The following is a 13,457-nucleotide window of genomic DNA, read 5'->3' on the forward strand; positions in this document are numbered from 1 at the left end:
GCTAACGCTCACTATACGCGAATTAGTATGAAGGTGCATGTGGAATTACAACTAATTTAAAAAACTTAAAAAAAGACACCAATTCTCACAGAATTAAACTACTCAATAGCCACGGTTTACTTTATAATACGCGCGATTTCTTAATCCATTACAATTTGGTAAATAATATTATTATGGCGATGTTGATAAAGACCCTTCGTGGTGCACCGGCCCTTTCGGATTTCAGAATCCAAAAATTGTTGAGCCAGTGCCGAGATAAAAAGCTCCCAGTTTCAGACATTTATGCAGAGTTCTATCACTTTGCGCATGTAAGTGAAGCACTCTCTGACGAGCAACAATCTGTACTAGATAAGCTCTTAACTTACGGACCTAAGATTGAAGAACACGCCCCTGAAGGCCAACTTCTTCTTGTTACTCCTCGCCCAGGCACTATCTCGCCTTGGTCTTCTAAGTCTACCGACATCGCCCACAACTGCGGCCTTAGCAACATCATTCGCCTTGAGCGCGGTATTGCTTACTACGTTAAAGCCGACGCATTAACTGACGAACAACAGCAACAACTTATCGCTATTTTGCATGACCGCATGATGGAAGTTGTATTTGCTGAATTTAGCGACGCAGAGCAATTATTCGCAAGCGCGGAACCAGGACAATTATCATCAGTTGATATTTTATCCGGTGGTCGTGAAGCACTTGCAAAGGCAAACATTGAATTAGGTTTAGCGTTAGCCGAAGACGAGATTGACTACCTTGTCGAAAACTTTACTCGCATGGCGCGTAATCCTAACGACATTGAACTTTACATGTTTGCACAAGCAAACTCAGAGCATTGTCGTCATAAAATTTTCAATGCAGACTGGACAATCGACGGTCATGCGCAGCCAAAATCATTGTTTAAAATGATCAAAAACACCTATGAAACAAACAGCGACTACGTGCTAAGCGCATACAAAGATAACGCTGCTGTTATGGTAGGTAGTGAAGCCGGTCGTTTCTTCCCTGATCCAGAAACAAAAGAGTACGCCTACACAGAAGAAGAAATTAATATTCTGATGAAGGTCGAGACACATAACCACCCTACTGCTATTTCGCCTCATCCGGGTGCGGCAACTGGTTCTGGTGGCGAAATTCGTGACGAAGGCGCAACGGGTATTGGTTCAAAACCAAAAGCCGGCCTTGTAGGTTTTTCAGTATCGAATTTACGTATTCCTGGTTTTGAACAACCATGGGAAACTGACTTTGGTAAGCCAGAGCGTATTGTAAACGCTCTAGATATTATGGTTGAAGGCCCGCTAGGTGGCGCTGCCTTTAACAACGAATTTGGCCGTCCAAATATTCTTGGTTACTTCCGTACATACGAAGAGCAAGTGGATTCATTTAATGGCGCTGAAGTGCGCGGTTATCACAAGCCTATTATGATTGCTGGTGGTTTAGGTAATATCCGCCGTGAACATGTAGAAAAAGGCGAAATTAATGTTGGTGCTAACCTGATTGCATTAGGTGGCCCAGCAATGAACATTGGTTTAGGTGGTGGCGCAGCGTCGTCAATGGCATCAGGCCAATCAGCTGAAGACCTTGATTTTGCATCAGTACAACGTGAAAACCCAGAAATGGAACGTCGCTGTCAGGAAGTGATAGATCGCTGCTGGCAACTTGGTGACGACAACCCAATTTTATTCATCCACGACGTTGGTGCGGGCGGTTTATCAAACGCCTTCCCTGAGCTAGTTGCTGATGGCGGCCGTGGTGGTAACTTTGAGCTGCGTAACGTACCAAATGATGAGCGCAGTATGTCGCCTCTAGAAATTTGGTGTAATGAATCTCAAGAACGCTATGTATTGGCTGTTTCTGACGAACAGTTACCAGTGTTTGAAGCGATTTGTCGTCGTGAACGTGCACCGTTTGCTGTGGTTGGTAAAGCAACAGAAGAAGAGCACCTAACGTTAACAGACAGTCATTTCAACAATACACCAATTGATTTATCTTTGGATGTGTTACTAGGTAAGCCACCTAAAATGCACCGCGATGTAGTTAGCAAAACGGAAACAGGTAAGGCACTAGATCTCAACAACGTCGATGTTGCTGACGCTGCAGATCGTATTCTACGTTTACCTACTATCGCAGAGAAAACATTCCTTATTACTATTGGTGACCGTTCTGTAACTGGCATGGTTAGCCGCGACCAAATGGTTGGTCCTTGGCAAGTACCTGTTGCAGACTGTGCGGTTACAGCGGCAGCGCTAGACACCTACCATGGTGAAGCCATGTCTATGGGTGAGCGCACGCCAGTTGCACTACTAAACTATGGCGCATCAGCACGACTAGCAGTTGCTGAAGCGCTGACTAATATCGCAAGTGCCGATATTGGCGATTTAAATCGTATTAAACTGTCAGCTAACTGGATGTCGGCTGCTGGTCACCCTGGTGAAGATGCGGGCCTTTATGAAGCAGTAAAAGCGGTAGGTGAAGAACTTTGTCCTGCGCTTGGCCTGACTATCCCAGTTGGTAAAGATTCAATGTCTATGAAGACAAAGTGGCAGCAAGACGGCGAAGAAAAAGCAGTCACGGCGCCTATGTCTCTTATCATCACAGCCTTTGGCCGTGTTGAAGATATTCGCAAGACAGTAACGCCTGAGCTTAGAACAGACAAGGGCGATACACGTATCGTCGCGATCGACCTTTCTGGTGGTAAGAACCGTTTAGGCGCAAGCTGTTTAGCACAAGTTTATAAGCAATTAGGTAGTGAAGCACCTGATGTGGATAATGCTGAAACATTAAAAGCGTTCTTCAACGCTATTCAGCAATTAGTTGCAGAAGAAATGTTAATCGCTTACCACGACCGTAGTGACGGTGGTTTGTTCACAACGCTTGTTGAAATGGCGTTTGCAGGACACACAGGTATTGATGTTAATTTGTCTGCGCTTTCGGGTAGCAACTTAGAAGTACTGTTCAATGAAGAACTTGGCGCAGTGATTCAAATCGCAGAAAGCGATGTTGATTATATCCATCAAGTATTTGAGCAACACGGTATCCTAGCGCTTTGTAATGATATCGCTCGTTTGAACAACGACGATACCATTCGTTTTACTCGCGATGGCGAAACAGTACTAGAGAATTCACGCACGTATTATCGTACTGTTTGGGCTGAAACAACGCTTAAGATGCAAGCAATGCGTGACAACCCTGAGTGTGCTCAACAAGAGTTCGACGTTAAATTTGATACAGAAGATCCTGGCTTGAATGCAAGCTTAAGCTTCGACATTAATGAAGATATTGTTGCTGATTTAATTGTTAAGGATGCTGACAATGAAACCAACCCTCGCGTAGCAATTTTGCGTGAGCAAGGGGTTAACTCTCACGTTGAAATGGCAGCAGCATTTGATCGCGCTGGTTTCATTACAGTTGACGTTCATATGTCTGACATCTTAGGTGGTCGCACAGACTTAGCTGACTTCAATGGCCTTGTTGCATGTGGCGGTTTCTCTTACGGTGACGTACTTGGTGCTGGTGAAGGTTGGGCGAAATCAATCTTGTTTAACGCTAAAGCACGTGAAATGTTCAAAACATTCTTCGAGCGTAAAGACACCTTCTCTCTAGGTGTATGTAATGGTTGTCAGATGCTTTCTAACTTAAAAGAAATCATTCCAGGTAGCGACCATTGGCCACACTTTGTACAAAACAAATCAGAGCGTTTTGAAGCGCGCTTCTCATTAGTTGAAATTCAAGAAAGTCCGTCTATCTTCTTCAAAGGTATGGAAGGTTCGCGCATGCCAATCGCCGTGTCACATGGTGAAGGTCGCGCAGAATTTGCTAGTGAAGATGCAATAGCAAACGCCAATGATTCAGGTACAGTGTCGATGCGTTATGTAAACAACTACGGTGAAGTAACTGAAACGTATCCAGCGAACCCGAATGGTTCACCAGATGGTATTACGTCACTTACAACAACCGATGGTCGCGTTACAATCATGATGCCTCATCCAGAGCGTGTATTTAGAACAGTGTCGAATTCATGGCACCCAGATGAGTGGCAAGAAGATTCACCTTGGGTCCGCATGTTTAGAAACGCGCGTAAATTTATTGGCTAGTTAATCTAAGTCACAAAAAGGGAGCACTTGCTCCCTTTTTTATGTGCTATATAAAGCTGTAGAGTTAATGAACCGCTTTGTACGCCAGCATATCACTGTCTAGTTTGTCGATAACATATTCGCTGGTGTGGCCGCGCAGTCGACCCAAAATACCTTGATGGCTGCGAGCGCCTAAAATGAGAATATTACTCTGATGCTCTTTGACCACGCGCGGTAACACATCATCAGGCAAACCTTCCTCTATTCTGCATCGCTCTTGGGGAATTTGAAACTGGCTCGCTTCCGCTAAAATCTTTTGAATATGCTCTTCTTTTGGCGACAACTTTCTATGTTCAATATCGTCGGTATGACAAGACATGGTTAAATCGTCGTTTAAAAAGCAGGTTAACAACTGCACGTCAAAGTCGAGCAACTGCGCAATATACTGACTTTCTTCGACAAGTTGATCGTTTAGACCATTTGGCATATTAACTTCGCTTTCATCCAAATCTAACGCCGCTGTCAGGACACCATTTTTAAGCCAAGGCTTTTTATCAACAAACAGTACCGGCACATCAGTATCTCTAAGTAAATGCAAATCTAACGGCATGGTGAGCGGTAGCTTGTAATCGTGATGATGGTCATTCTCCACCACAATCAAATCTGCCATTTTGACCGAGAGTTCTTTTTGTACCGCCGAGAAAGGCATGCCCGATTCGGCTAGTTTAACCTTTGCTTGCGGCACAAAATCTTCATATTGATCAATTCGATCAAGCAATACTCTAAATTTTTGACGAATAATGGAGCGTTCAGTGCCCCACGTAAAAAATCGCTCTTCAATAGACAACACGATCAAAAAGGTGAGACTTGCCAGTGACGCAGCCGCTATTCGGCTGGCTTTGCTGATCACAGCGGCGTCGCTAGGTTTCCCTTTTAACACCGCCAAAATATGATGTAGGTCTTTCATAACAACCTCCTTGTAAGGTCACATAAAAGCCTAGTCAATTTTTCCTAAGTAGTATGTACCGGATAAGACTATTTCATTATAAAAACCCTTTTTTTATAATGAAATTATTAGTGGTTATTTAACTCTTTGTTTGTTCTTTGTTTAAAAACACTTTACCTTATATTCTCTGCATTTCTGCAGCCCAGTAAATTGTTACAAATGTTGTCTATATCAACACATCGACTAGAAAAATAATTATGCAAAAACACGATTGTTCCCCTTTATCAGATTTTATTGAATATCCACAAGAAGAAATGCTAGCGCGCTCACAAGCGTTTTTAGCTGACATTAGCCGCCGTCATTCTATTCGAAGTTTTAGCGACAAAGCTGTACCTAAAGAAATCATAGAAAACTGCATCATGGCTGCAGGCAAAGCACCAAGTGGAGCAAATCACCAACCTTGGCATTTTTGCGCCATTTCGTCGCATGAGATAAAACAACAAGTACGCGAACAAGCAGAACAGCACGAGCGAGGATTTTATGATGGCAGAGCCGGTGAAGAGTGGTTAGACGCTCTAAAACCATTAGGCACTGATGCTGAGAAACCTTATCTAGAACATGCACCATGGTTGATTGCGATATTTAGCCAAAAGAAAGGTGGCATTCACGCTGAAGATAAGAATACAAACTACTATGTACACGAATCTGTTGGTATTGCCACAGGCTTTTTAATTACTGCATTGCACAATGCTGGCTTAGCAACGCTGACTCATACACCCAAGCCCATGTCTTTCTTGAACAAAATTTGTCAGCGAGGCGATAATGAGCGCGCTTATATGCTGTTAATAGCAGGTTACCCTGCCGAAGATGCGACCATCCCTGCACACGCTAGTGTTAAAAAGTCTTTGGATGAGATAGCGAGCTTTTTATAGCTCAACCTCTAGTTCGATATCAGTACAGCCTTTTTTGCAACGAATTGAAGAAGGCGTACCTTTATTTAACGTAATCGTCAAAGCCTGCTGACAATGTTGGCAGGCAACTGTCTTTCCCAGCAGCATCTTTTTAATGATCGTTTTGTGATCAAAAAACGATTTACTTTTTAATTTAGTCTGTTGTTTAAGGGCAGATATATCTATAGTCACGCCAGTTTAAACGCTTAGTAAAATTTCTGATAGAATAACGCATTATCACCTAAATGCGTAACTGTATTCACGGTTAAAACGAGATGTCGCCTAAAGAATTTCATATTACTGTTGATGTGCCAGACCTTGGCTTGCTTCATCTTTTAAAAGAAGAAACGCAGTTATCGTCTTCGACGCTAAAAACAGCTATTCAAAAAGGCGCATTATGGTTGTCTCGCGGCAAACAAACGCGGCGAGTTCGAAGGTTAAAAACAACATTGCAGCCTAACGATAGTTTGCATTTTTATTATAACCAATCGGTACTGGCACAGACGTGCGAAGAGGCGATTTTACTGGCGGATATGCAGGATTATAGTTTTTGGTTTAAACCGTCAGGGATGTTATCCCAAGGCAGTAAATGGAGTGATCATCTCACCATAACGCGCTTTGCGGAAACACACCTCCAGCCGCAGCGTGTTGCATTCTTACTGCACCGTCTCGACAAAGCGGCAAGTGGCATTATTGTTATTGCGCATAGCAAAAAGGCGGCGCGAGCCTTGAGTCACTTATTTGAACATCATCAACTCAATAAACAGTATAAAATTATTGTTGCGGGCCACCTAAAAGCAGACGCGCCTATCGTTGTAGAACATGCTATTGACGGTAAAGCGGCGTACAGTGAATTTTTACCACTTGAGTACGATGCAAAGTTAGATAGAACGCTGATTCAGGTCACTATTAAGACCGGACGAAAGCACCAAATTCGAAAACACGCCGCGTTTCTTGGCCACCCCGTTGTTGGCGACAGGCTTCATGGTAACGCAACGGCCGAAGATGTAGATCTACAATTGCGCTCATCTCATTTAAGTTTTACCTGCCCACTGACCGAGCAGCACAGAGACATTACATTGCCAGAATCGCTGCAACTGACGCTTTAAAACTACCGGTCAATATGGCCTAAATCTTTTGACGGAATAACAATGTCACGAACGCGTTGCTTGAGTGTTTTAATATCAGGAAAGCCGCCGTCATGCTCACGTGACCAAACCCGTTTACCATTTACGACGATTTCAAACAAACCGCTGCTGGCTGGTTGTAAACTCACTTCATCTAGTTCTTGGCTAAACGTTGTCAGTAGCTCTTGTGCCATCCAAGACGACCGAATTAGCCACCCGCACAAACTACAGTATTTAATTTCAACTTTATTCATGGCTTTTCTCTAAACAAAAAAAAGGGAGCGTATGCTCCCTAATATTCATTTTTGCTAAGCGACATAGATAAAGTCATCATCTGATTTATCTTTTAAATGGCCGCCAACTATATCTGTTTTCTTAATAGCGTCAAATAACGCCTTACCTTGCTGTCGTTGCTCTTGGTTAAGTGCAATATAAGGTAGCTTAAACACCGGTTTTACCGCGCCATTCATCACTAGTGCAGTATTTAATGCGATTGGATTTGGCTCACAGAATAACCAATCGAAAACGTCTGTTAGTGATTCATTTAATTCACTGGCATTTGCATCGTCCATCAAGGTACGCATGTACCCTGGCAAAATATTAGAGGTCACCGAAATAACACCGTGTGAATTGCTTCTGTGTCTTGACGTAAATGCTTGGTCGTCATTACCCGACCAACAAGCGACACCACGCGACTCCCAGTAAGCGATACGCTCGTCACCTGCACATTCTTTAATACCAATTAAGTTTTCATGATGAGCAAGTGGTTTCAAAATCTCAGGTGTTAAATCCTGCCCTGTTCGACCGGGTACGTTGTAAATAAACGTTGGACCAATCTCAAGCACTTTAGAAAAGTGTGCTCTTAAACCTTCTGTTGACGTGCGACCATAATAAGGGTTGATTTGCAGCGCTGCATGCATACCCATAGCAAAACCATGTTTTGTCGCTTTTATCGCTTCTTTGGTATTGTTACTACCGGTGTTACCGATGATTAAAATACGATCGCCAAACTTATGGCTTGAATGGGCAATCAGCATTAAATGCTCTTCCCAGCTAAGCAAATGGCCCTCACCTGTTGTGCCACCTACGACAATACCGTCTACACCTGCGGCAATTTGCACCTCCATAAGGGCGTCATATGTCGTAATATCAATTTCACCAGACGGTAAAAAAGGCGTTTTTATTGCTGTTATTAAGCTCGCCGACTTAAATTGGTTCATTTTCTTTAATTCTTCACACGTTTGAGACTAACAGTAGGCAATTTTATCAATTACCCGCTTTAGGATAAACACTTCTTTGGTCACTATATGCTGATATTTAAAGACCTTATCACTTAATTCCAAAACGCGATAAGCGTGATAATTGTCGGCTAAGGTAAGGTCGCACGCAAAGTGCTCGTCATTGATGTATTCACTTTTCGCTGTCGTAAAGTGGATATCGCCACACAATCCCCAGTCCCCTAATTCGATAGACTGTTGTTTCACTTGACCGTCTTTGTCGTGGTAAACAAACGAAAACTCGTAGCCACCATCGGCAAATAGTTGAGCAAATTCAGACACTAAACAGCCTTGCTGATCAAGCTCATTGCGATACCATTGGCCGATAAGCTGGTTTCGTTCAAATGTCATTATTATTCTCAAAGAAATATCTTGCAGGCAGTGTAACTAAAAAAGGCGAGTATTTATACTCGCCTTTTATTACTATTTATATCCTTTAATACACTTTAGCGTTTATAAAGCTTTACGCTGCCATTCACAGTTTCGATTTCTACACTGACATCGCCACTACCAACGCGCCCAGACACGCTATTTCCAACAACCAAGCCCTCTTCTTCAACTAAACCAAATTGATTTTTAATGCTGCCGTTTAGTGTTTCGATATCGACATCCGCATTAAAAGGTTCAGGTACGTAGATTTGAATCACTCCATTGACTGTATCTACATCAATTTTTTGAGTGTTTGCTAGATCACTAACTGTCAATTTGATCTTTCCATTAACAGAATCCAATTCGATATCACCGGCAACATCTTCAATCATCATTTGACCATTAACAGTCGCTGCTTCCACGCCGCCTTGCACGCCAGTAATGGCTAAACTTCCATTAACAAGCTCCACGTCTGTTAACTCTGCAGACGCCGGCACCTTAACCTGATAAGTAACAGAAGCATTCACGTTATCGTCGCCACCCCACATAGATGATTCTTTGTGTTTAGTTTCAACTTCAACTTTGCTTGAACTCGATTTAAATTCAATTTTTACTTTATCTCTATCATCCTGTGTTTTCGCTTTGATCGTCGCGATAACTTCGATACTGTTTTGTGACCAGCTTTCGATAGTAACCCCACCGTTTATGTTTTCTAGTGAGAACTTAACGTCAGCATCGACATCAAATGTTTTTTGAATAACATCTTCGACATCAGCCAAGGTATTGAAGGAAATCGTTACAATTAATGTCGCCAGTATTTTCGATAAACTTTTCATTTTTTATCCCGTTTTCGTTTAGTATTATGGTGTTAGATGTCGCAATTTATTAAAAGGTTTAAAACCATATTAGGCGAATATGAAAAAAATTAGTATTCAGTTATTACTGACCGGCGATGAACTTATGGCGGGTGACATTGTTGATTCAAATTCAGCTTTTCTCGCACATGCGCTTGCAGAAAGCGGATTATCGATCGCTCGTAAAGTCACTGTCGGAGACGACCTTACCTTGCTCACGGAGGAAATATCGGCGATTTCAAAAAGCGCAGACATTTTGATCATAAATGGCGGCCTTGGACCCACCGTTGATGACCTTACCGCACAAGCGCTAGCACAAAGCATGGATACTAGCATTGAACAACACAGCGAGGCGCTAACGCAATTATCGCAGTGGTGTGAAAAAAGAGGTGCGCAACTTTCGCCAGCAAATCTAAAACAAACCATGCTTCCCAAAGGCGTTGATATTGTAAAAAACGAGATTGGTAGCGCGCCCGGTTTTATGACTGTACTTAATGGTTGCACAATTTTTTGCACGCCAGGCGTACCAAGAGAACTTAAGCTGATGATGCATCATCAGATCATGCCGCAAATTGTTGCGAGTTTACCGCAAGCACAAAAGACTAATACCATTCGCCTGCAAGTGTTTGGAATGGGCGAATCTCAAATACAAGAATTATTGTCAAGCAATATCCCCGATTGGCCGGAGCAACTTTCTCTCGGATTTCGCGCAGGCTTACCAAGCCTTGAAGTGAAAGTTACTGCCTATCGAGAACAGGATAATCAGCTACAACAAACTTACGTAAAAAAAATAGCGCAATTACTTGGCGATCATTTATTCAACTATGTTGATGAAAAGCCGTTATCGCTACAAGAGGTGGTGCTTAACTTACTCGCTGACAAAGGATATACCTTAACAACTGCTGAATCTTGCACGGGTGGTTTAATTGCAAGCCAGATCACTAGTATCGCCGGCGCGTCGCAAAATTTTCATGCAGGCTTTGTCACCTATGCTAATGAATCAAAACAGCAACTGGTCAATGTTAATGCTACAACATTGGCAGAATATGGCGCAGTGAGTGAACAAACTGTGAAGGAAATGGCGCTTGGCGCAATATCAACTGCAAAAGCGGATGTAGCCGTTGCAGTATCAGGTATTGCTGGCCCAGACGGTGGCAGTGAGGAAAAGCCTGTCGGAACAGTATGTATTGCATGGGGAAGCGCAAGCGATATGCGCACCATTACTCTACTTATTCCGGGCAATCGCGTTTTGTTTCAAAAATATGTTGCCTCTATTGCGCTAGACTTAATTAGGCGGTTTTTGCGCGCAACAACAAGCACGCCTACTTATGTTACACAGAGACAAGTTAAAAAAGAGGTTGAGTCCCTATGAAGTATTTAGCATCTCTTATGGTGTTTTTTAGCCTATTTGCACAGGGGCAGGAACAATCTTGCAATATTAGTTTTAGCTATGGCGTGATAATTGACCCATCACATATTCGCTTTGTTAAACATGGTCAAACGCAAATACAAATCAACAATGAGCATCAACTGTTCATTCATGGTAGAGAACAAACGCTAGACGACAAACAAAAACAATTGTTGTCGAGTTATGCTGCGGGGCTAAGAGAACAAATACCTGAAATCGTTGATATTGCATTAGAAAGTGCGGAAATGGGCCTTAAAACTGTTGATAAAATCGTAGGAACATTAACAGGTGAAAATAGCCGCGCACATCAAAAAGTACAAAAACAATTTGAAGAGCTCCATTGGCGATTAAGGATGCGTTTTAATCATAGTGACAATAGCTATTATTTAGCACCGCAAGATCTTGATAGTTTCGATCAAATATTCGCCGGCGAATTTGAAGCGCAAATTGAAGAAGTCATTTCTGAATCACTTGGCACGATATTATTAGCTGTCGGCGCCAACTTAAGTGAGCAAAATGACGAAAATAGTGAAGAGCGCATATCAACGATGGATGAACGGATCGACACCCTCACCGAAGATATTGACGCTGAAGTTAGTCAAAAAGCCCGTCGCATTGAATTAAAAGCGCAGCAGTTTTGCTATGAGTTAAATGAGCTTAATATGCTGGAGTTTGAACTTCACCAAAACATGCCTGCATTAGCAGAGTTTGATTTAATTAACGTTCAATAAAAAAGGCAGCAAACGCTGCCTTTTTCTTCCCTATTCTTTAATTACTACATATTAGGGTAATTTGGACCACCCGCGCCTTCTGGTGTTACCCAGGTAATGTTTTGGCTTGGGTCTTTAATATCGCAGGTTTTACAGTGGACGCAGTTCTGCGCGTTAATCACAAATTCCTGCTCGCCAGATTCAGTGGTTTGAACTTCGTATACACCGGCTGGACAATATCTTTGTGCAGGCTCAGCGTAAGTGGCTAAGTTCACCTTAATTGGGATCTCAGCATCCGCTAATTGCAGGTGACAAGGCTGTTCTTCTTCATGATTGGTATTAGATAAAAACACCGAAGATAGTTTGTCAAAACTTAGCACACCATCTGGTTTTGGATATTCAATTTCTTTACAGTTCTGCGCTGGTTTCATTTGTGCGTAGTCACGTGAATCATCTTTAAAGTTGAAAGGTAATCGCCCACCAAAAAAGTTTTGATCTAAGGTGTTGTATGCCCCACCCCAAAACGTACCTAGCTTATGCATTGCAGGACTAAAGTTTCGTGTATTGTGTAGCTCTGGTTGCAACCAAGACTGTGCAAAGTTTTGTTCAAAAGCGACTAAATCACTACCACCTTGATCACCACCAACAAGCGCTGCGGCTATGGTATCTGCAGCAATGATGCCAGACTTCATAGCAGTGTGGTTTCCTTTAATTTTTGCGGTATTGATTGTGCCAGCGTCGCATCCAACCAATAACCCACCTGGCATGGTCATTTTAGGTAAAGAATTTAATCCGCCTTTTGCCAGCGCTCTAGCGCCATAAGATACTCGTTTTGCACCCTTAAGATATTGTGCGATAACAGGGTGGTGTTTATAACGCTGAAACTCGTCAAAAGGACTCAAATAAGGGTTTGCATAATTAAGATCAATAATAAGCCCAACCAACACTTGGTTATTCTCGGCGTGATACAAGTAGCCACCGCCACCCGTGTCTGATTCTAGTGGCCAACCTGCTGTGTGAACAACCAATCCTTCTTCATGAAGGGCTGGGTCGATATCCCAAATTTCTTTAAAACCAATACCATAATGCTGTGGTGACTTGCCTTCATCTAGATTGTATTTTGCAATTAAACTTTTACCCAGATGACCACGACAACCTTCAGCGAAGACTGTATATTTGGCGCGCAACTCCATCCCTTGAACATAAGAGTCTTTAGGGTTGCCTGCTTTATCCAGTCCCATATCACCGGTTATAACACCTGCTACGCTGCCATTGTCATCATATAAGACTTCTTGTGCTGGAAAGCCTGGAAAAATCTCTACACCAAGTGCTTCGGCTTGCTCCGCCAACCAGCGACATACGTTACCCATACTGACAATGTAGTTACCTTCATTGTGCATAGTTTTAGGCACGACAAAGTTAGGTAATTTTGTCGCTTTTTCTTCATTTTTTAACAGGTAAATACCATCACCTGTTACCTTAGTAGTGACAGGCGCACCCATTGATTCCCACTCTGGGAACAATTCCGCCAATGAGCGAGGTTCAAACACGGCACCTGATAGAATGTGAGCGCCAACTTCTGAGCCTTTCTCTACAACACAAACCATTAATTCTTGATCATTTTTTTGTGCATTTTGCATGAGTCGTATTGCTGTAGATAAACCGGCTGGACCAGCACCCACTATAACGACGTCAAAATCCATTGATTCGCGTTCCATATTCGTACCCTCTAATTATTATAAATTCAAA

At 42.6% G+C, this 13,457-nt stretch carries 12 protein-coding genes; 5 read left to right on the plus strand and 7 right to left on the minus strand.

The window, feature by feature from the left end; translation table 11 throughout:
* Positions 1 to 173: 173 nt before the first annotated feature.
* Positions 174 to 4,088, plus strand: a complete 3,915-nt coding sequence (gene purL, locus QUD85_RS10850; RefSeq protein WP_407705067.1) for a phosphoribosylformylglycinamidine synthase — start codon at positions 174 to 176, stop codon at positions 4,086 to 4,088.
* Positions 4,089 to 4,152: 64 nt separating this feature from the next.
* Here the strand turns inward: purL and QUD85_RS10855 are convergent, their stop codons facing one another.
* Positions 4,153 to 5,034 (minus strand): universal stress protein, encoded by an 882-nt coding sequence (locus QUD85_RS10855; RefSeq protein WP_093331830.1) that lies wholly within the window; start codon positions 5,032 to 5,034, stop codon positions 4,153 to 4,155.
* A 236-nt stretch (positions 5,035 to 5,270) separates the two neighbouring features.
* Between QUD85_RS10855 and QUD85_RS10860 the strand changes: the two genes are divergently transcribed.
* On the plus strand, positions 5,271 to 5,945 hold the full coding sequence (locus QUD85_RS10860; RefSeq protein WP_093331832.1) for a nitroreductase family protein: 675 nt from the start codon (positions 5,271 to 5,273) through the stop codon (positions 5,943 to 5,945).
* Here the strand turns inward: QUD85_RS10860 and QUD85_RS10865 are convergent.
* A complete protein-coding gene (locus QUD85_RS10865; protein ID WP_286218952.1) occupies positions 5,940 to 6,155 on the minus strand; it encodes a hypothetical protein in 216 nt (71 codons plus the stop codon). The two genes, QUD85_RS10860 and QUD85_RS10865, sit on opposite strands and share 6 nt — an antisense overlap.
* Before the next feature lie 83 nt (positions 6,156 to 6,238).
* Here QUD85_RS10865 and QUD85_RS10870 point away from each other — a divergent pair, with 83 nt between their 5' ends.
* Positions 6,239 to 7,072 (plus strand): pseudouridine synthase family protein, encoded by an 834-nt coding sequence (locus QUD85_RS10870; RefSeq protein WP_093331834.1) that lies wholly within the window; start codon positions 6,239 to 6,241, stop codon positions 7,070 to 7,072.
* A 2-nt stretch (positions 7,073 to 7,074) separates the two neighbouring features.
* Here the strand turns inward: QUD85_RS10870 and QUD85_RS10875 are convergent, their stop codons facing one another.
* The 4 genes from QUD85_RS10875 to QUD85_RS10890 form a co-directional block, all read right to left on the minus strand.
* Positions 7,075 to 7,344 carry a SelT/SelW/SelH family protein gene (locus tag QUD85_RS10875; protein WP_093331839.1) on the minus strand — a complete coding sequence of 90 codons (270 nt, stop codon included), beginning with the start codon at positions 7,342 to 7,344 and terminating at the stop codon, positions 7,075 to 7,077.
* Between the two features lie 54 nt (positions 7,345 to 7,398).
* Positions 7,399 to 8,310: a 4-hydroxy-tetrahydrodipicolinate synthase gene (dapA, locus tag QUD85_RS10880; RefSeq protein WP_093331841.1), complete on the minus strand. Its 912-nt coding sequence runs from the start codon at positions 8,308 to 8,310 to the stop codon at positions 7,399 to 7,401.
* Between the two features lie 27 nt (positions 8,311 to 8,337).
* Positions 8,338 to 8,718: a hypothetical protein gene (locus QUD85_RS10885; protein WP_093331843.1), complete on the minus strand. Its 381-nt coding sequence runs from the start codon at positions 8,716 to 8,718 to the stop codon at positions 8,338 to 8,340.
* 95 nt (positions 8,719 to 8,813) lie between these two features.
* On the minus strand, positions 8,814 to 9,572 hold the full coding sequence (locus tag QUD85_RS10890; RefSeq protein ID WP_093331845.1) for a DUF4097 family beta strand repeat-containing protein: 759 nt from the start codon (positions 9,570 to 9,572) through the stop codon (positions 8,814 to 8,816).
* A gap of 79 nt (positions 9,573 to 9,651) precedes the next feature.
* On the opposite strand from QUD85_RS10890, the gene QUD85_RS10895 reads away from it, so the two are divergent.
* Both QUD85_RS10895 and QUD85_RS10900 read left to right on the plus strand, forming a co-directional pair.
* Positions 9,652 to 10,962, plus strand: coding sequence for a CinA family nicotinamide mononucleotide deamidase-related protein (locus QUD85_RS10895; RefSeq protein WP_093331848.1), 1,311 nt, complete (start codon positions 9,652 to 9,654; stop codon positions 10,960 to 10,962).
* Positions 10,959 to 11,729, plus strand: a complete 771-nt coding sequence (locus tag QUD85_RS10900; RefSeq protein ID WP_093331850.1) for a DUF2884 family protein — start codon at positions 10,959 to 10,961, stop codon at positions 11,727 to 11,729. Before QUD85_RS10895 ends, QUD85_RS10900 begins: the two co-directional genes overlap by 4 nt.
* A 44-nt stretch (positions 11,730 to 11,773) precedes the next feature.
* On the opposite strand, the gene QUD85_RS10905 is transcribed toward QUD85_RS10900, so the two are convergent.
* Positions 11,774 to 13,426 carry an electron transfer flavoprotein-ubiquinone oxidoreductase gene (locus QUD85_RS10905; protein ID WP_093331853.1) on the minus strand — a complete coding sequence of 551 codons (1,653 nt, stop codon included), beginning with the start codon at positions 13,424 to 13,426 and terminating at the stop codon, positions 11,774 to 11,776.
* Positions 13,427 to 13,457: the final 31 nt, after the last annotated feature.

Source organism: Thalassotalea agarivorans (assembly GCF_030295955.1).
GTDB lineage: Bacteria > Pseudomonadota > Gammaproteobacteria > Enterobacterales > Alteromonadaceae > Thalassotalea_D > Thalassotalea_D agarivorans.